This window comes from Mesorhizobium sp. 113-3-3, from assembly GCF_016756495.1.
Classification (GTDB): Bacteria; Pseudomonadota; Alphaproteobacteria; order Rhizobiales; family Rhizobiaceae; genus Mesorhizobium.
Genome location: NZ_AP023243.1, coordinates 5,643,054 through 5,661,696, shown reverse-complemented (window position 1 = coordinate 5,661,696; position 18,643 = coordinate 5,643,054). Strand labels below are relative to the sequence as shown.

Sequence of the window (18,643 nt, the reverse complement as noted above, 5' to 3'; positions counted from 1 at the left end):
AGCATGGCGCATACGAGAATCCGCAAGTTCAACACCAAGGACACCTATCCCGAGCAGAAGCTCGACAATGATCTGTGCCAGGCGGTCGTCACGCGAGGCGGCCGCACGGTCTATCTGCGCGGCCAGTGCCCGCAGGATCTCGACACCGCCAAGAATATCGGCAGCCACGATCCGGCCGAGCAGACGCACAAGGTGATGCAGAACATCAGGCAACTCATCGAGGAGTGCGGCGGCACCATGGAGCATCTGGTCAAGGTGGTGGTCTACATCACCGACGTGCGCCATCGCGAGGCGGTCTACCGCACCATGGGCGAGTACATCAAAGGCGTGCATCCGGTTTCGACCGGCCTCGTCGTGTCGGCGCTGGCGCGGCCGGACTGGCTGGTCGAGATCGACGGTACCGCCGTCATTCCGGACTGAGCGCCATGACCTTCTCGATCGTCGCGCGGTGCAGCCGCACGGGCATGTTCGGCGTCGCGGTGTCGTCTTCCTCACCGGCGGTGGCGGCGCGCTGCGCCTACGCGCAGGCGGGCGTAGGGGCGGTCGCCAGCCAGAACGTCACCGATCCGACGCTCGGCACGAGGGGGCTTGAGTTGCTGGCGCGCGGCGCCTCGGCCGCCGAGGCGGTCGCCATCCTGAAGCGCACCGGCGCCTACAGCGAATACCGGCAGGTGCTGGCTGTCGATGCCGCCGGGACGACGGCGATCCATTCCGGACCCAAGGCGCTCGGCATCTGGGCGGAAGCGCGCTCGGACAATGTCGCCTGCGGCGGCAACATGCTGGCTCACGACGGCGTGCCGCAGGCCATGGTCGAGGCCTTCCTGGCCTCGGAAGGGCATCTCGGCGACCGCCTGATCGCCACCATGCGCGCCGCGCTGAAAGCGGGGGGCGAGGCAGGCCCGGTCCATTCGGCCGGACTGAAGCTGGTGCGCGAGGTCGCCTGGCCGGTCGCGGACCTGCGCTGCGACTGGACCGACAACTGCCCGATCGAGGAGCTGGCGGCCTTGTGGGACCGCTACAAGCCGCAGCTCGATGCCTATGTGACCCGCGCGATCAATCCGTCTGACGCGCCGAGCTACGGCGTGCCGGGCGACGAGTAGCCGGCACGCAAGCAGCCGGCATACAGGGGGGAGGCATCCGCATGAGCGAACTCAGTCACAAGGACTGGATCGGCAAGGCATCGGCGATCCGTTTTCGCGACAAGGCGTTCATCGACGGCAAGACGGTTGCCGCGCGTTCGGGCCGAACCTTCGCCAGCATCAATCCGGCCACCGGCGAAACGCTGGCCGAGGTGGCGTCATGCGGCGAGGAAGACATCGATCTGGCCGTTGCCGCGGCGCGCCGCAGTTTCGAGGCCGGTGTCTGGTCGCGCACGAGCCCGGCGCACCGCAAGGAGGTGCTGCTGCGGCTGGCAAAACTGCTGCGCGAAAACCTGCAGGAGCTTGCCCTGTTGGAGTCGCTCGACATGGGCAAGCTGGTCACGGATGCAGCGACCGTCGACGTCCCTGGCTCGGCGGCGATCTTCCAGTGGTATGGCGAGGCCATCGACAAGATCTATGACGAAGTGGCGCCGACCGGCGGCGGCGATCTGGTGCTGGTACGCCGCGAGCCGCTCGGCGTGGTCGGTGCCGTGGTGCCATGGAATTTCCCGCTCGACATGGCGACCTGGAAATGTGCGCCCGCGCTTGCCGCGGGCAATTCGGTGGTGCTGAAGCCGGCGGAGCAGTCGCCTTTCTCGGCGCTCAGGCTGGCGGAACTCGCCATGGAGGCGGGCCTGCCCGCCGGCGTGCTCAATGTCGTGCCTGGCCTTGGCGAGACGGCCGGACAGGCGCTCGGCCGCCATATGGATGTCGATTGCCTTGCCTTCACCGGATCGACTGCGGTCGGCAAAATGTTCCTGCAATATTCGGGTCAGTCGAACATGAAGCAGGTCTGGCTCGAAACGGGCGGCAAGAGCCCGAACCTCGTCTTCGCCGATTGCGGCGATCTCGCTGCGGCGGCCGACATGGCAGCGTTTGGGATCTTCTTCAACCAGGGCGAAGTGTGTTCGGCCAATTCGCGCCTGCTCGTCGAACGCTCCATCAGGGATGTCTTCGTAGAGAAGCTGGTTGCGCGCGCGGCGGCCACCCAGCCCGGCGATCCGCTCGACCCGGCCTCGAAAATGGGCGCCATGGTCGATGCCCGCCACGCCGCCAACGTCATGCGCTTCGTCGAGGCCGGCAAGAAGACCGCGCGCCTGGTCGCCGGCGGCGATCGCGTCACGGTCAACGGCCGCGGCAGCTTCATCCAGCCGACCATCTTCGACAATGTCGCCCATGACGATCCGATTGCCAGGGACGAGATATTCGGGCCCGTGCTTTCGGTCATCGCCTTCGACGATGAGGAGGAGGCCATCCGCATCGCCAATGACAGCCCGTACGGGCTGGCCGCCTCGCTGTGGACCGACAGTCTTTCGCGCGCGCACCGCGTTGCCGGCCGGCTGCGCGCCGGCACGGTTTCCGTCAATACGGTCGATGCGTTGAGCCCGATGACGCCATTCGGCGGCGTCAAGCAATCCGGCTTCGGCCGCGACCTGTCGCTGCATGCGCTGGACAAGTACACCGCGCTGAAAACGACATGGATCAAGTACTGAAGCCGCGCGGGCGCTTGATCGCGGCGCCCAAACCGGCAACATAGAAGCCCATGCCGCTACGCTTCACCCTGAGACAATTGGAATATTTCGTCGCTGTCGGCGAAGCCGGCTCCATTACCAAGGCGGCCGAGCAGGTCAATGTTTCGCCGCCTTCGATCTCGGCGTCGATCGCGCAACTGGAGGCCGAATTCGGCGTCCAGCTTTTTGTCCGCAAGCATTCGCATGGCCTGTCGCTCACGGCTGGCGGGCGGGTTTTCCTGAAGGAGGCCGCCAGGCTGCTGGCCGACGCCGACGCCCTGCACGATATCGCCGGCGACATCGCCGAGAAGGTGCGCGGACCGCTGGCGGTCGGATGCCTGCTGACCTTCGCGCAGATCGTCATGCCGACGCTGCGCATGAAGTTCGAGCGCGCCTATCCCGACGTGCGGTTCCGGCAGTTCGAACGCAACCAGGGTCAATTACTCGAAATGCTGCAGCGCGGCGAAATCGACGCGGCGCTGACCTACGATCTCGAACTGTCGCAGGACACGACGTTCGAACCGCTGATGCTGGTGCCGGCCTATGTCATGCTGCCGCAGGGGCACCGCTTCGCCGGCAAGGCTTCGATCACGACGGAAGAGCTGGCCGACGAGCCGATGGTGCTGCTCGACCTGCCATACAGCCGCGAATATTTTCTCTCGGCCTTCCAGATGCGCGGCATCCGGCCGAACATTGCCGAGCGCACCGGCGACATCGCGGTGATGCGGTCGATGGTCGCGAACGGCTTCGGCTATGGCATCGCCAACATGCGGCCGCTCAACACGCTGGCGCCGGACGGCAAGCCGCTGGTCTTCGTGCCGCTGGCGGGGGATTTGCGGCCTCTGACCATGGGGGTTGCCTTGCCCAACGCCGAGCACCGCACGCAGACGGTGCAGGCCTTCATCGACCACTGCCGCCGTTTCGTCGTCGAACAGGGTGTGTTCGGCAGCGGCCGGGTGGTCAGTCACATTGCCTGAAGCCGGTGATCGGCAAGCCGCCGCAACAGGTTTTCCAGCATGTCGTCGCAGCGGCGCAACTGTTCGACACTGACGAATTCGTCCGGCCTGTGTCCCTGTGCCATCGATCCGGGTCCGCACACGATGGTCGGCGTGCCGAGGTCGCGGCTGAACAATCCGCCTTCGGTGCCGAAGGCAACCTTGATCGTGTCGTTGGCGCCGGTCAGCGACTTGACGAAGGCGACGGCCTGCGAATTCGCCGGCGTGTCCAGCCCCGGATAGGTGTTGGTGATCTCGATGTCGATGGCGGCTTCCGGCGCGATCGCTGAAACAGCAGCGGCGATGCGCTGCGCCTCCGCGCGCAGCCCGTCGAGGATTTGGTCGGGATTGTCGGCCGCGACATTGCGGATCTCGAAGTCGAGCTGGCACAGGTTCGGCACGATGTTGAGCGCCACGCCGGCGTTGATCTTGCCGACATGGACGGTCGTGTAGGGAATGTCATAGTCGCCGTCGCGCGCGCCATCGCTGGCCAGCCGGTCCTGTTCCCGGCGCAATGCGGAGACGAAGTCGCAGCCGAGATGAATGGCGTTGAGCGCCAGGGGAGCGAGTGCCGAATGGCCTTCCCGTCCCTTGCAGACGGCGCGTGCCGCGAGCTTGCCCTTGTGGCCGGTCGCCACCTGCATATTGGTCGGCTCGCCGACGATGCACAGCAATGGCCGGTGCGGCGCCGTACGCAACATGTCGATCAGGCTGTGCACACCGATGCAGCCGATCTCCTCGTCATAGGAAAGCGCCAGATGCAAGGGCGTTTGCAGGCTCATTTTCGCGGCCTTAAGACAGGCGGCAAGCGCGCAGGCGACGAAACCCTTCATGTCGGCAGCACCACGGCCGTATAGCCTGCCGTTGCGTGCGGTTATCTCGAAAGGCGGTAGCGTCCAGTCCTGCCCTTCGATGGGAACGACGTCGGTGTGACCGGACAGCATGACGCCGGGAGCGTCGGCCGGTCCGATGGTGGCGAACAGGTTGGCCTTATGGCCGTCCGCGCTGCGGATGATCTGGCAGGCAATGCCCTGTGCCGAAAGCAGGTCCGTCACGTAGCTGACGAGGTCGAGGTTCGAGTCGCGGCTGACTGTCGGAAAGCCGATCAGCTTTTCAAGGATCTGGATGCTGTCCATGCGTCTCGCGTCTCATTGGCCGTGCACGCTATCTAGCATCGCGCGACCACGGCCTTGAAGTCGCATTTGGCTCAGCCGGGATTTGCCGGATGCTAATCCAGGCGGCGAGGGCTGATTAGGCGCGTCCTAATCGGCACAGAAGAAATCTGTAGTTTTCCGGCACGCGTCGCAACTTATGAGTAGGTTCAAGGCATCTACCCACGGGGCGGACCGGCTTGCGCCAAAACCATCGCCGCGCATGCCGAGATGCGACGCTGGCAGGAAGGAAGCACCATGCGTGATCCACGCTACGACATTCTGTTCGAGCCCGTGAAGATCGGTCCGGTGACCGCGAAGAACCGCTTCTACCAGGTGCCGCATTGCAATGGCGGCGGCTATCGCGATCCTTCCGCCGCGGCCGAGATGCGGCGCATCAAGTCGGAAGGCGGCTGGGGCGTCATCTTCACCGAGCAGACCGAGATGCACCATACTTCGGAGATCACGCCCTTCATCGAGCTCAGGCTATGGGACGACGCCGACATCCCGGCGCTGGCGAAGATGGCCAAGGCCATGCACCAGCATGGCGCGCTGGCCGGTATTCAGCTTGCCTATTCCGGCATCAACGGCCCGAACCTCTACACCAAGGAAGTGCCGCGCGGGCCGTCGGCTCTGCCCATCCGCACCTTCACCAACGATCCGGTTCAGGCCCGCGCCATGGACAGAGAGGATATACGCGACCTCAGGCGCTGGCACCGCAACGCCTTCAAACGCGCCAAGCTGGCGGGCTTTGATCTGGTCTGCCTCTACGGCGCGCACGGCTTCGGCATCATCCAGCACTTCCTGTCCACCGCCACCAACCAGCGCAGCGACGAATATGGCGGCTCGCTGGAAAATCGCTCGCGGCTGATGCGCGAGCTGATCGAGGAGGGCAGGGATGCCATCGGTGACACCTGTGGCCTGACGCTGCGGCTGTCGTTGGACGAAATGATCGGCGAGCTCGGCTTCGCCAATTCCGAAGTCCGCGACATGATCGAGATGCATGCCGAATTGCCCGACCTCTGGGATCTGGCGCATGGCGCCTGGGAGGATTGCTCGGGACCGTCGCGCTTCAAGGAAGAGGCCGCGCAGGAAAGCCTGGTGTCCGGCATCAAGACGTTGACCTCGAAGCCGGTCGTCGGCGTCGGCCGCTTCACCTCGCCGGATGTGATGGTCAGGATGATCAAATCCGGCACGCTCGATTTCATCGGCTGCGCCCGCCCGTCGATCGCCGATCCCTTCCTGCCGAAGAAGGTGGAGGAGGGGCGCATCGAGGACATCCGCGAATGCATCGGCTGCAACATCTGCATCACCGGTGACATGACCATGTCGATCTCGCGCTGCACGCAGAACCCGACCTTCATGGAGGAGTGGCGCAAGGGCTGGCATCCCGAACGCATGCAGGCCAAGGGCGACAGCGACAGCGTGCTGATCGTCGGCGCCGGCCCCGCCGGGCTGGAGGCCGCCCGTGCGCTCGGCTTGCGCGGCTACCAGGTGGCCATTGCCGAGGCCGGCACAGAACTTGGCGGCCGCGTCGCGCGCGAATGCCGCTTGCCGGGCCTGTCGGCCTGGGGCCGCGTGCGTGACTATCGCCAGTACCAGCTCAGCCAGATGTCCAATGTCGACATCTATTTCGATAGCCGGTTGTCGGCGCAGGACATACTGGCCTTCGGTTTTCAGAACATCGCGCTTGCCACCGGCTCGACATGGCGCCGCGACGGCGTGGCGCGCGCCCATGTCGTGCCGATGCCGATCGACCCGGCCATGCCGGTCTACACGCCGGACGATCTGATGGCTGGAAACGTGCCGACCGGCAATGTCGTGCTGTTCGACGACGACCACTACTTTATGGGCGGCGTTCTGGCTGAGCTGATGGCGCGTCAGGGCGCGAAGGTAACGCTGGTGACGCCGTCCGCCTATGTCTCGGACTGGACCCGCAACACGCTGGAGCAGGGCGCCATCCACCGCCGTCTGGCCGGGCTCGGCGTCGAGATCGTGCTCAACCGGACCGTGACGCGCATCGTACAAGGTGGCGTCGCCACCGCCTGTGCCTATTCTGGTGCGGAACGCGACATTGCCGCCGACGCCGTGGTGCTGGTGACGTCGCGCCAGCAGGACGATCAGGTCTGGCGTGACCTGAAAGCGCGGCGCGACGAATGGGCCGACAATGGTATCAGTTCGATCAAGGTCATCGGCGATGCCGAGGCGCCGGGGCCGATCGCTTGGGCAACCTATGCCGGCCACCGCTTCGCACGTGAACTGGACGAAGACGATATCGGCGATGCGCTGCCGTTCCGGCGGGAGGTGACGGCCCTGGCGGCGGAATAGGCGGGACTTGCGCCTGGCAACCGTGGTCCTTAGACAGGCGGCCGTGACGTTTGCCGATGGCGGAGAAGAACATGTCGGACCGGATGAAGACCATCTCCACGGCCAAGTCGCATGGCGGCGTGCAGGGCGTCTATTCCCATGCTTCGGATGCCTGCTCCTGCGACATGACATTCGCCGTATTCGTGCCGCCGCAGGCCGGTGAAAAGCCTTGCCCTGTCGTATGGTACCTCTCCGGCCTGACCTGCACCCATGCCAATGTCATGGACAAGGGCGAGTACAGGCGCATGGCCGCCGAGCTTGGCCTGATCGTCGTCTGTCCCGACACCAGCCCGCGCGGCGCCGATGTTCCCGACGAGAAGGACAATTGGCAGTTCGGCTGCGGCGCCGGCTTCTATGTCGAGGCAACGCAAGCGCCCTACGCCAAGAACTACCGCATGTATTCCTATGTCACCGAGGAATTGCCGGCGTTGATCGCCCAGGAATTTCCGGCCGATATGACGCGCCAGGCGATCTTCGGCCACTCGATGGGCTGGCATGGGGCGTTGACGATCGCGCTCAAGAATCCCGAGCGCTTCAAAAGCTGCTCGGCCTTCGCGCCGATCGTGCAGCCGAGCACCGCCGGCTGGTCGCGGCCCGCCCTCGAAAAATATCTCGGCGCGGACGAGGCGTCATGGCGGGGCTACGATGCCACCTTGCTCATCGAGGATGGCCACCGCTTCCCGGAACTTTTCGTCGATCAGGGAACGTCGGACGGCTTTCTCAAGGACGGGCTGAGGCCGTGGCTGCTGGAAGCGGCCTGCGCCAAGGCCGGCATTGCGCTGACGCTGCGCATGCAGGACGGCTACGACCACTCGTATTTCTTCATTTCGACATTCATGGACGACCATCTGAAATGGCATGCCCAGAGATTGTCCGATCCACGCTGAACCAAGGGATTGTCCCGAGCGGGCCTAATCCCGCAACAGGTCGAACATCAGCTTGAAGAAACGGTCCGCGTCGACTTCGTGGGCGATACGCGCATTGTCGTTCTCGCCGCGCTCGCCCCAGAAATCGGCGACTGTCGCGCCGAACGCATAGGTGCCTGTGAGATCGACGCCGATATGGGCCGGACGGGTGCGCACCAATGTCGGATCGATTGCCAGCGCCAGCGCCAACGGATCGTGCATGGCGCCGCCGACACCCATCGAGTTGCGGTGCAGCTTCTCGTAGAACAGCAGCCAGTCGTTGACGAGCTTGCCGAGCGGCGTTTCGATGGTGGCGAGCTCGGCATATTGCGGCGCCTCGATCAGCACCTGCATGGTGACGTCGAGCCCGACCATCAGGATCGGCACGCCGCTGTCCAGCACGATCTTCAGCGCTTCCGGGTCGCAGAAAGCGTTGAACTCCGTCGGCGTGATGATCTCGCTCTTGCGGTAGAAGACGCCGCCCATCCAGATCAATTCCTTGATCTTGGGCAGCACGTCGCGATGCTTGAGGATCATCAGGCCGATATTGGACAGCGGACCGGTGGCGACGACCAGGATCGGTTCGGGCGCGGCGCGCAGCTTGTCGGCCAGGAAATCGACGGCGTGCTGGTCGACCGGCTTGATCGTCGCCTGTGGCAGATAGGGCGAGCCTTCGAGGCCGCTCGGACCGTCGGCGGTGCCGAGCACCAGCGGCCGCGCCAGCGGACGGTGACAGCCTTGCGCGACCGGCACGTCGCCGGCACCGATATATTCAAGGATGCGCAGCGCATTGGCCGTCGTCTTCTCGACCTCGGCGTTGCCGCAGGTGGTGGTGACGCCGAGCAATTCGATGGCCAGCGAGCGATGCGCCATGACCAGCGCGATCGCGTCGTCATGGCCGGGGTCGCAGTCGAACAGGATGGGTGTTGCAATGGTCATTTTGTCGGTCCTCACGCGGCTTCGTAGCGCGCGATGGTTTGCTTGAAGATGTTCAGGAAGCGGCGGCCGTCGAGATCGGTGCAGATGCGCGTGGTCTTCGGCCCGCCGCCGGGCAGCAATTGGCGGCCGCGATGGGCAACCGTCTGGCCGCGTGCCAGACGCCCATCCAGCACGACATCGACGAAGAGCGGCTCGGTCATGGTGGCAAGGCTGGGGTCGAAGGCCAGCGCCACGGTGATGACGTCGTCCATCGGGAAGCCGACGAGGTCGAAGAACTCGCGCCAGATGTCGATGTAGATCGGAAAACTGTCGGCGATCATGTCGAAGACGGCGTTCTTGCGGGCAACGGCCTGCATGTCGGCGATATCGTCGCGCGTCAGCATCGAAGCGGCGACGCGGTTGTCCTCGCAGATGTCGAGCGGCACCAGGATCTTCTCGACATCGGCGTTGAGCACGATGCGCGAAGCCTCCGGATCGGCCCAGATGTTGTACTCCGACAGCGGTGTGATGTTGCCCGGTGTCTGGAAGTTGCCGCCAAGCACCAAGAGCCGCTTCAACGCGCCCGTCAGGCGCGGCTCCTGCAGCAGCGCCATCGCTGCATTGGTCAGCGGCCCCGTCGTCACCAGCGTGATCTCGCCGGGATTGGCCATGACCGTCTCGATGGTGAAATCGACCGCGTGTCCCGGCGTTGCCGGGCGGGAGGGAGGCGGCGCCGGCGGGTTGAATTTCTTCAGCCGGTCGCCGAAGCGGGCAACGAGCCGCTTCTCGAAATGCACCGGCGCTTCCATGTCGGCCTTGGCGTTGCCGACGATCGGCCGCCAGGCGCCGGCATGGACCGGAATGTCGTCGCGCCCGGCCAGCGTCAGCGTGTTGAGCACGACATTGGTGACCTGTTCGATCGGGCCTGCGGCACCGGTGACGGTGGTGACGCCTTCGAGCCGGATATTCGGGTTCGCCGCGGCAAACAGCACGGCGAGAATGTCGTCGCCGGCAGAATCCACGTCGAGGATTATGCGTTCCATGAGAGTTCCTTCACTAGGGATTTTTGTCGACCGGGGCGCTGTTCCTGTCCACCGACAGAAGTTTCTGCATCGAGGCCAGCGTCTCCTTGATGATTTTCGGCCGTGCCCGGTAGGACAGTGCGAACAGCGCCGTCAGCGCGACGACATAGGGCACGGTGAGCACCAGATAGGACGGGAAACCGAAGGTCTGCAGGCGCAGCGAGAAGGCATCGGCGAAGCCGAACAGCAGGCAGCCGGCCAGCACCTTCAGCGGATCGCCATTGGAGAAGATCAGGATGGCCACCGCCATGAAACCGCGGCCCGAGGACATGTTCTCGGTGAACATGGTGATGTAGCCGAGGGACAGATGCGCGCCGGCCAACCCCGCCAGCAATCCGCACAATAGCGAGGCGATGTAGCGGACGCGGGTGATCGAAATGCCGAGTGCTTCCGCAGCTTCGGGCTTTTCGCCGACGACGCGGATGTAGAGGCCGAGCCGGGTGCGGTTGTAGAACAGCACCAGCAGCGGCACCGCGATGAACGCGACATAGACGATCGGCGTGAACCCTGAGATCAGCGGCGCCCACGAGCCGAGCAGCGCCTGGGCGCCTGGTATCTGCACCTTGGGCAGGCCGACAATGCCGTGACCGACGATCGATCCGCGCGTGCCGAAAATCGCTTTCATCAGCGAGATCGTCATGCCGCCGGCAAGGATGTTGAGCGCCAGCCCGACGACCACCTCATTAGCCCGGAACGTCACCACAAGCACGGCAAACGCCAGCGCGAAGGCAAGTGCCGCGGCGACACCGCAGGCGACGCCCGCGAATGCCGAACCCGTCCAGATCGAGCCGATGACGGCGAAGAAGGCGCCGGCCAGCATCTGCCCCTCGAGGCCGATGTTGAAGATGCCGGCCTTGGTGGTGAACGACCCGCCGAGCGCCACCAAGAGGATCGGCGCGGTGGTGCGAAGGGTCGCGGCGATCAGCGCGACGTTGATGAGCTTGTCTAGAATTTCCATCGCCGCTCCCCCGCCTGGCTGTCGCCGCGGCGTTTGATCAGAACCTGCGCCGATACGCTGAGGATGATCAGCGCCTGGATGACGGTGATGATTTCGCGCGAGGCGCTGGTGTCGACCTCGAGCAGCAGCGACCCGCTGCGAAGCGCGCCGAAGAACAGCGCCGTGACGATGGTGGCGACCGGTGAGCCATTGGCGAGCAGGGCGGCGATCAGCCCGTCGAAGCCGAAGCCTGGAGCAAAGCCCTCCATGAAGCGGTGATGCACGCCGAGCGTCTCGACGCCGCCGGCGAGGCCGCCGACGGCACCTGAAAGCAGCAGCACGACAAAGCCCTGCCGCTTCACGTTGACGCCGCCATATTCGGCGAATTTCGGCGCCGAGCCGACCATGGTCACACCATAGCCCCAGCTGGTGTAGCGGAAGATCAGCGCGACGCCGACCGCCAGCGCCAGGCCGATGAACAGCCCCCAGTTCAGCCGCGAGAAGGAAAAAATCTCGGGCAGATAGGCCGTCGCCAGGATCGGCGGCGTCTCCGACCAGCCGCCGGGCCGTTTGAACAGGAAGATGGTGAAGTAGGAGGTGAGCAGCACCGCGATGTAGTTCGACAGGATCGTCGAGACGACCTCGTTGGTGTTGTAGCGGGCGCGGAAAAAGGCGGGGATGGCAACCCAGGCCGCGCCCGCGACGACCGCGAGTGCCAGCGCCGCCAGCATATGGATGCCAGCGGGCAGGGAAAAGGTGAAGCCGACCCAGGCGGCGGCGAAACCGCCGAGGAACAGCTGGCCCTCGATGCCGACATTGAACATGCCGCCGCGCAGGCCGATGCAGGCGGCGACGCCGCAGATCAGGATCGGCGTCGTCTGCAGCAGCGTGCCGGCAATCTTTTCCTGATCGCCAAAGGCGCCGCGCAGCAGCGTCATCAAGACATGGATCGGACTTTCGCCGACCAGGAGGATGATGATCGCCCCCAAGAGCAAGGCGACGCCCACGGCGATGATCTGGCCGGAAAAGGCGCGCAAACGGTCGCTCATCGTGCGGGCTCCAGCTGCGGCGACACGCCCGCCATCATCATGCCGATCCGGTCTTCATCGGCATCGTCGCCGGCGACTTCGCCCATGATCCGCCCATTGAACATCACCAGGATGCGGTCGGCGAGCGCCGCCAACTCGTCGAGCTGCACGGAAATCAAGAGGATCGCCCGGCCCGCCGCGCGCTGGCGCATGATCTCGTCATGGATGGCCTCCTGGGCGCCGATGTCGACGCCGCGCGTCGGCTGGTCGATCAGCAGGAAGTCGGCGCCATTGGTGAATTCGCGCGCCAGCACCACCTTCTGGATGTTGCCCCCGGAAAGCCGCTTGACGGCATCGCCCGCTCCTTGCGCGCGAATGTCGAAGCTCTTGATCAGCGCTGCGGCATTTGCGGCAATCGCCTTCCAGTCGAGCACGCCGTTGCGGCTCCACGGCGCGCTGTGCTGGCGGCCCATCAGCGTGTTTGCCGCGATCGATGCATTGCGATCGACGCCGCGCACCATACGGTCGCCCGGAACATGGGCAAGTCCGGCCTCACGGATCGCGGCGGGGATGAGCGTGGTGAGGTCCTGGCCTTTCAGCCGGGCCTCGCCATGGCTTGCCGGCCGCAGGCCCGAAAGCACTTCGGCCAGTTCCGTCTGCCCATTGCCGGCGACACCCGCAATGCCCACCACCTCGCCGGAACGGACGACAAAGCTGGCGCCACGAACGGCCGGCAGCCGGCGATCGTCGCGCGCCCAGAGATCCCTGACATCCAGCACGATGTCGCCGTCAAGCGCCGCGCGCGGCCGCCGGTCGAAACTGACCTCGCGGCCGACCATCATGCGCACCAGCTCATCCCTATTGAGTTCCGATGTCGGGCGGGTCGCCACCTTCTTGCCGTTGCGCAGCACCGTCACCGTGTCGGACACCTCCATCACCTCTTCCAGATGGTGAGAGATGAAGATCACCGTCATGCCCTCGGCCACGAAGCTGCGCAGCGTCTGGAACAGTTCGCGGCTTTCCTGCGGCGTCAGCACGGCGGTCGGCTCGTCGAGGATGATGGTGCGGGCGCCACGCACCAGGACTTTCAGGATTTCGATGCGCTGCTCGATGCCGACGGACAGCAGCCCGACGCGCTCGGTCGGATCGACATGCAGCCCGAAACGCTTCGACAGTTCCTGCGTGCGTGCGATCTGCGCGGCGTGGTCGATCAATCCATGACGCCGGATTTCCATGCCGAGAAAGACATTGTCGGCGACCGACAGCGAAGGCACCAGCTTGAAATGCTGGTGCACCATGCCAAGCCCAGCCTTGATGGCGGCGGCCGGGTCGGCGACCACCGTCGCCTCGCCATTCAGTCGGATCGAGCCTTCGTCCGGCTGCAGCAGGCCGAAAAGGATGTTCATTAGCGTCGTCTTGCCGGCGCCGTTCTCGCCGATGATGGCGTGGATCTCACCCCGGCGCACGGCAAGATCGATGCCGTCATTGGCGATGAAGGCGCCAAAGCGCTTGGTGATGCCTGTCAATTCGACGGCCATCGCTACTGTGCTGTGGAGGGTCGGGGACCCCGGCGCGTTCGACACGATGCTCTCGCAGATTGGCAGACTGGACGCTGATCCACCGCGGCAGGCCGCGGCGGATCAGCGTAGCGCTTTCTTGGGAGGGATGCGCGGTTGCCTATTTCGCCTTGGCGATCACGATCTTGCCGTCGAGGATGCCCTTCTTGATCTCGTCGAGCTTGGTGGTCACGTCGGCCGGGATCTTCGGCGCGATGTCGTCGCAGACCTTGAACTCGACGCCGCCCGATGCAAGGTCGAAGGTGCGGGTGCCGGCTGTGACCTTGTTTCCCCCGACCTCATCCTTGATCAGCGTATAGACGGCGATGTCGCCGCGCTTCAGCATGCTGCCGAGCACATTTCCGGGAGCCGTGCCGCACATGTCGATATCGACGCCGATCGAATATTTGTCGGCGGCCGCACTGGCCTGCATCACGCCTTCACCGGTCGGGCCGGCGACGTTGTAGACAATGTCGGAGCCCTGGCCGTACAGCGCCTGGGCGAGCTCGCTGCCCTTGGCCGGGTCATCGAAGGTGCCGGCGAAGACGGAGTTCACCTTCACATCGGGCGCGGCGTATTTGGCGCCCTGCTCATAGCCGCCAAGGAAATTGCGGATCACCGGGATGTCGCGGCCGCCGACGAAGCCGATTGCCTTGCCGTCGCCGATCTTGGGAAATTCACTGCCCTTGGCCTCGATCATGCTGGCGAGCGCGCCGGCGACGAAGGAGCCCTGTTCCTCGGCGAAGTTGGCATAGATCATTTTGGGATTGTCGAGCACGCCATCGATGAAGACGAAGCGCTGGTCGGGATATTTCTTGCTGACCTTCTGCAGCGAATCCACCAGCTCCCAGCCCATGACGAAGATGAGGTCGTATTGCTTGCCCTTGGCGAGGTTCTCGAACTGCTCCTCATAGTCCAAGGCGCGATTGCCGGTGTCGACCAGCTTGAGGTCGATGCCGAAATCGGCCTTGGCCTTGTTGAGGCCGTTGACGATCGAAACGCCAAAGCCCTGTGCGAAATATCCTGAGATGGCGGCCACCGAAACCTTGGCCTGTGCGGCGGCCGACCCCAACGAAACGGCCAGCATCGTGCCGGCCAGAAATAAACTCTTGAGCGCCCTTTTCATGTCATTCCCCTTCAGCTTTTTTCAGCTTTTGAAGCCACGCCTTGACCATCCTCACACACCGCCGGAATGCTGGCAATTTCGTTGATGGTCATATGAGTTTAGGAGCGGCCCGACAGGCTGTCAATCGTCATCCGATGCAGTTTTCCGGGCCTGTCATTGGCATCCTCTTACCGCGGTGCTTGACAAATATCGGTGATGCATAATTGTTGATACTCTAACGAGTTTTCATGAATGACGGGACGAAGGATACGCGCAATGCCAGCTGTGGTGGTCAGGAAATTTCTGGTCCAGGTCGAAGAGGTCTTCCATGAAGGCGGGCCGCCCGCGGCACATCCGCTCAAGCGGGGCGCGATCGTCGCCGTCATCGCCAATCCCTTTGCCGGACGTTACGTCGAGGAGATCACTGGCTTCATGGAAGATCTGAAGCCGCTCGGCCTGGAAATGGCGCGGCGCTTGATCGATGCCATGGGCGGTGGCGTCGCCGCTGTCGAAGGCTATGGCAAGGGAGCCATCGTCGGTGCCGCCGGCGAGCTTGAACATGGCGCGCTCTGGCACAATCCGGGTGGCTATGCGATGCGCGAGCTGCTCGGCAACGCCAGGGCTATCGTACCCTCGACCAAGAAGGTCGGGGCTCCTGGAACGCGCATCGACATTCCGATCACCCACATCAACGCTTCCTATGTGCGCAGCCATTTCGACGCGATCGAGATCGGCGTTGGCGATGCGCCGCGCAGCGACGAGATGGCGGTCATCCTGGCGATGACGACCGGCCCGCGCATCCATGCGCGGGTCGGCGGCCTGGCGGCGGCCGACATCAAGGGCGAGGACGGATTGCGATGAGCGCGGAAATCCGCCGCATCATCAACATCGTCGAGGAAACCCGGATCGAAGGCGGCCGCCCCGTCGACCCGCCGACTCGGCGTGCCGCGGCCATCGCGGTGATCCGCAACCCTTATGCCGGCGTGTTTGCCGAGAATCTGTCGGTGCTGGTCGATATCGGCGAAGCCCTGGGCGACATCCTGCCCAGGCGGGCGGTGGCGGCGCTTGGCATTGCCGGCGATCAGGTCGAGAGCTTCGGCAAGGCCGCCGCGGTCGGCGCCGACGGCGAACTCGAACATGCCGCCGCCATCCTTCATCCAAAGCTCGGCGCGCCGTTCCGCGATGTGCTGGGCAAGGGCGCCGCGCTCATTCCCTCGTCGAAGAAGCGCGGCGGCCTCGGCGTGCCGCTCGACATTCCGCTCGGCCACAAGGATGCGGCGAAGGTGCGCAGCCATTTCGACGGCATGGAGGTCCGTGTCCCCGATGCGCCGCGCGCCGACGAGATCGTCGTCGCCATCGCCGTCACCGATTCCGGCAGGCCGCACGCGCGCGTCGGCGGGTTGACCAAGGAAAGTATCGTCGGGGTCGACGGTGTGAGCTGATGCCAGCGAAGGCCGCTACGCGGCCCTGACCTCCGGCACGCGCATGGCCGGCGGGGTGTTGCGGCTGCGGCCGGTCCGCACCTCGCCGTCGATGACGACCATGCCGATGCCCGGCAGATTGCCAAGCGAGACACTGTCAAGCAGTCCGTCACCGGCGCCGCCGATCGCCTGATCGATGAAGATCAGGTCGGCGGCGCGGCCGACGTCGATGATGCCACGGTCGGTCAGGCCGCGCACGCGCGCCGTGTTGCCGCTGGCGAGACAGAACGCCACTTCCGGCGCAATGCCGCCCAGCGACGCCAGCATGGTCAGCGTCCTCAGGATGCCGAGCGGCTGCACGCCGGACCCGGCCGGGCTGTCGGTGCCGAGGATGACGCGTGAAAGCTCGCCGCGCTGCCTGGCCAGGTCGAGCACGAACAAGCCGGTGCGCAGATTGCCGTTATGGACGATTTCCAGCGCACGCGAGCCGTTTTCGCAGATCTGCCGGATCTCGGCTTCGGGAAGTGCCGTCGGTCCGCCATTGACGTGGGCGACGATGTCGGCGTCGACCTCCAGCACCACATCGGCGCCGATGCGGCCGGAGCCGGGCAGGGAAGGGCCGCCCGTATGGGTCATCGAGGTCATGCCGTATTTGCGCGCCCAGGCGATCATCTGCCGGCCGGTCGGACCATCCTTGACGCCGCCAAGTCCGACCTCGCCGATGAGTGTCACGCCGGCTTCGGCGAGGTACCGGAAGTCATCCTCGACCAGGCCGTGTTCCAGGATGGGGGCGCCGGCCAGGATCTTCATGCCGTTGGGCCGGAAGTTGGAAAAAGTCCGCTGCGCCGCGATCGCCAACGCCTTCAGCCCGACCAGGTCGCGCGGCCGGCCCGGCGTGTGGACCTCACCCGCCGAAATGATCGACGTGACGCCGCCATGCACGGTCGAATCCATCCAGCCGATCTGGTTCTGCCGCGGCGTCCAGTCGCCGGCTACCGGATGGACATGGTTGTCGATGAGCCCCGGCGCCACAGCGCAGCCCATCGCATCGATGATCGTCGCCGCATCGCCGCCGTCGACGTCGCCTGCCTTGCCAATGCCCGTAATGCGTCCCTCCGCCACGGCGATGGTATCGGCATCCAGGATCGGCTGGCCGAGGTCACCGCTCAGCAGCAGTCCGATATTGCGGATGACGAGCGTGTTGGCAGACGACTTGGGGTCGGAGGGCATTGGTTCTCATTTCTGCTGATCTGGAAGGTCTTGGCGCGGCTTACTTGCCGCCGTCGCCATTCGATGGATCGTCGTCATTGATGCGCTTGAGCAGGCGCAGCAGCGTCGTCTGCTCGGCGGGTGACAGCGGCGACAGAAAGCGGCGTCCGACCTCCACGCTGCGCGCGAGCCGCTCGAGCGTGTATTCGGTGCCTTTTTCGGTCAGCGCGATCATCGACAGGCGCTGGTCGGTGTCGGAAGCGCTGCGCGTGATCAGCCCGTGCTTGAGCAGCTTGCGCATGACGATGCTGATGGTCGACGGATCCATCGCCGTCAGCCGGCCGAGATGGTTCTGCGAGACCTCGCCATGCTTGAGGATCGTGGCAAGGGCCGCGAACTGGGTCGGCGACAGGTCCTCGCCGGCCATGACCTGCTGGAAACGCAGCGTCGCGCGCTGATGTGCCTTGCGGATGATATGCGCCGGGTGCAGGTCCAACGCGTATCCGGTCTCGGCGTAGCGCTCCAGCACCTGCTCGCGGCTCAATGGTTCCGCATTGCCGTCCGGCTGCTTCGCCGTCGCGCTTTTCTTGGATTTCTTTTCGGTCGTCAAACCGGACTCCTGTTGCCTGTGTCGCACGCCGGGCCCTGAATGGTTCAAGCCGCGACTTCGATCGGTTGCAGCGACGCCCCATCGCGAAGCGCCGCGACGACATCAGCCGAATCGCTGACCACGCCGAAATGCGTCGCTATATCGTAGAGCGAGCTTTCCTGTTCGCGCGGTCCGGTCGCCGCGCAGCAATCGCTCGGCACCACCACTTCATAGCCCTGGAAAAACGCGTCGTGGACAGTCGATCGCACGCAGATGTTGGTGACCACGCCGAAGATGACCAACTGGTCGATCTGCATGTCCTTCAGTGTCAGGTCGAGGTCGGTCTGGAAGAAGGCCGAATAGCGCCGCTTGATGACGTGGATCTCGTCATCGCGGGCGCCAAGATCTTCGATGATCTCCGGTCCCCAGCTGCCTTCCAGGCAGTGTGGCGTACGCTTCACCCATTCGCGCTCGCGGCGCATGCCCGGCCGGTGCGCGTCGTGAACCCAGATCACCGGCACGCCGCCTGCGCGCGCCGCCTCGATGACGGCCAGTTGCGGCCCGACCAGCGTCTCATATCCAGGCAGCACCATGGCCCCGCCCGGTTTGCAGAATTCGTTGACCATGTCGATGACGACAATGGCTGCACGCTTCGGATCAAGGCGCATCGCGTCATCGTGCCGATGTGAGGAAAAAACGTCCACGGCCATGGCGGACTCCTTTGGTCGAT

Annotated in this window: 18 protein-coding genes; 8 read left to right on the top strand and 10 right to left on the bottom strand. The window is 64.8% G+C overall.

Features of this window, described 5'->3' with window-relative positions:
• Positions 1 to 3: 3 nt before the first annotated feature.
• Genes JG746_RS27725 through JG746_RS27710 form a run of 4 tightly spaced genes read left to right on the top strand, consistent with a single transcriptional unit; the run spans position 4 to position 3,627 of the window.
• On the top strand, positions 4 to 420 hold the full coding sequence (locus JG746_RS27725; RefSeq protein ID WP_095775926.1) for a RidA family protein: 417 nt from the start codon (positions 4 to 6) through the stop codon (positions 418 to 420).
• 5 nt (positions 421 to 425) lie between these two features.
• Positions 426 to 1,100: a DUF1028 domain-containing protein gene (locus tag JG746_RS27720; protein ID WP_202355624.1), complete on the top strand. Its 675-nt coding sequence runs from the start codon at positions 426 to 428 to the stop codon at positions 1,098 to 1,100.
• Between the two features lie 41 nt (positions 1,101 to 1,141).
• The gene (locus JG746_RS27715) at positions 1,142 to 2,632 is read left to right on the top strand and encodes an aldehyde dehydrogenase (RefSeq protein ID WP_202355623.1); all 1,491 of its coding nucleotides are present in this window, start codon (positions 1,142 to 1,144) and stop codon (positions 2,630 to 2,632) included.
• Between the two features lie 50 nt (positions 2,633 to 2,682).
• Entirely contained in the window at positions 2,683 to 3,627 is a 945-nt protein-coding gene (locus JG746_RS27710; RefSeq protein WP_202355622.1) for a LysR family transcriptional regulator, read from the top strand.
• Here the strand turns inward: JG746_RS27710 and argE are convergent.
• Positions 3,615 to 4,781: an acetylornithine deacetylase gene (gene argE / locus JG746_RS27705; protein ID WP_202355621.1), complete on the bottom strand. Its 1,167-nt coding sequence runs from the start codon at positions 4,779 to 4,781 to the stop codon at positions 3,615 to 3,617. The genes JG746_RS27710 and argE overlap by 13 nt on opposite strands.
• 273 nt (positions 4,782 to 5,054) lie before the next feature.
• Here argE and JG746_RS27700 point away from each other — a divergent pair, with 273 nt between their 5' ends.
• Positions 5,055 to 7,124, top strand: a complete 2,070-nt coding sequence (locus tag JG746_RS27700) for an oxidoreductase (RefSeq protein WP_202355620.1) — start codon at positions 5,055 to 5,057, stop codon at positions 7,122 to 7,124.
• Positions 7,125 to 7,195: 71 nt separating this feature from the next.
• Complete coding sequence (gene fghA, locus JG746_RS27695; RefSeq protein WP_202355619.1) at positions 7,196 to 8,050, top strand: S-formylglutathione hydrolase; 855 nt, start codon at positions 7,196 to 7,198, stop codon at positions 8,048 to 8,050.
• Between the two features lie 24 nt (positions 8,051 to 8,074).
• Here fghA and JG746_RS27690 read toward each other — a convergent pair whose 3' ends face one another.
• The 6 genes from JG746_RS27690 to JG746_RS27665 all read right to left on the bottom strand — a co-directional run bounded on the left by JG746_RS27690 (position 8,075) and on the right by JG746_RS27665 (position 14,715).
• Positions 8,075 to 9,007 carry a nucleoside hydrolase gene (locus JG746_RS27690; protein WP_202355618.1) on the bottom strand — a complete coding sequence of 311 codons (933 nt, stop codon included), beginning with the start codon at positions 9,005 to 9,007 and terminating at the stop codon, positions 8,075 to 8,077.
• An 11-nt stretch (positions 9,008 to 9,018) separates the two neighbouring features.
• Positions 9,019 to 10,029 (bottom strand): nucleoside hydrolase, encoded by a 1,011-nt coding sequence (locus tag JG746_RS27685; RefSeq protein WP_202355617.1) that lies wholly within the window; start codon positions 10,027 to 10,029, stop codon positions 9,019 to 9,021.
• A 13-nt stretch (positions 10,030 to 10,042) separates the two neighbouring features.
• The gene (locus JG746_RS27680) at positions 10,043 to 11,026 is read right to left on the bottom strand and encodes an ABC transporter permease (protein ID WP_202355616.1); all 984 of its coding nucleotides are present in this window, start codon (positions 11,024 to 11,026) and stop codon (positions 10,043 to 10,045) included.
• Positions 11,014 to 12,054 (bottom strand): ABC transporter permease, encoded by a 1,041-nt coding sequence (locus JG746_RS27675; RefSeq protein WP_202355615.1) that lies wholly within the window; start codon positions 12,052 to 12,054, stop codon positions 11,014 to 11,016. The genes JG746_RS27680 and JG746_RS27675 overlap by 13 nt, the downstream gene beginning before the upstream one ends.
• Positions 12,051 to 13,571: an ABC transporter ATP-binding protein gene (locus JG746_RS27670; protein ID WP_202355614.1), complete on the bottom strand. Its 1,521-nt coding sequence runs from the start codon at positions 13,569 to 13,571 to the stop codon at positions 12,051 to 12,053. The genes JG746_RS27675 and JG746_RS27670 overlap by 4 nt, the downstream gene beginning before the upstream one ends.
• A 139-nt stretch (positions 13,572 to 13,710) precedes the next feature.
• Complete coding sequence (locus JG746_RS27665; RefSeq protein WP_202355613.1) at positions 13,711 to 14,715, bottom strand: BMP family lipoprotein; 1,005 nt, start codon at positions 14,713 to 14,715, stop codon at positions 13,711 to 13,713.
• A gap of 255 nt (positions 14,716 to 14,970) precedes the next feature.
• On the opposite strand from JG746_RS27665, the gene JG746_RS27660 reads away from it, so the two are divergent.
• Positions 14,971 to 15,555 carry an amino acid synthesis family protein gene (locus JG746_RS27660; protein WP_202355612.1) on the top strand — a complete coding sequence of 195 codons (585 nt, stop codon included), beginning with the start codon at positions 14,971 to 14,973 and terminating at the stop codon, positions 15,553 to 15,555.
• Positions 15,552 to 16,136, top strand: a complete 585-nt coding sequence (locus JG746_RS27655) for an amino acid synthesis family protein (RefSeq protein WP_202355611.1) — start codon at positions 15,552 to 15,554, stop codon at positions 16,134 to 16,136. Before JG746_RS27660 ends, JG746_RS27655 begins: the two co-directional genes overlap by 4 nt.
• A gap of 15 nt (positions 16,137 to 16,151) precedes the next feature.
• Here JG746_RS27655 and JG746_RS27650 read toward each other — a convergent pair whose 3' ends face one another.
• The 3 genes from JG746_RS27650 to JG746_RS27640 are packed head-to-tail and all read right to left on the bottom strand — an operon-like array spanning position 16,152 to position 18,623.
• Positions 16,152 to 17,345 carry an amidohydrolase family protein gene (locus JG746_RS27650; RefSeq protein WP_202355610.1) on the bottom strand — a complete coding sequence of 398 codons (1,194 nt, stop codon included), beginning with the start codon at positions 17,343 to 17,345 and terminating at the stop codon, positions 16,152 to 16,154.
• Positions 17,346 to 17,385: 40 nt separating this feature from the next.
• Entirely contained in the window at positions 17,386 to 17,934 is a 549-nt protein-coding gene (locus tag JG746_RS27645; protein WP_202355609.1) for a MarR family winged helix-turn-helix transcriptional regulator, read from the bottom strand.
• 44 nt (positions 17,935 to 17,978) lie between these two features.
• The gene (locus tag JG746_RS27640) at positions 17,979 to 18,623 is read right to left on the bottom strand and encodes a cysteine hydrolase family protein (RefSeq protein ID WP_202355608.1); all 645 of its coding nucleotides are present in this window, start codon (positions 18,621 to 18,623) and stop codon (positions 17,979 to 17,981) included.
• Between the last annotated feature and the right edge of the window lie 20 nt (positions 18,624 to 18,643).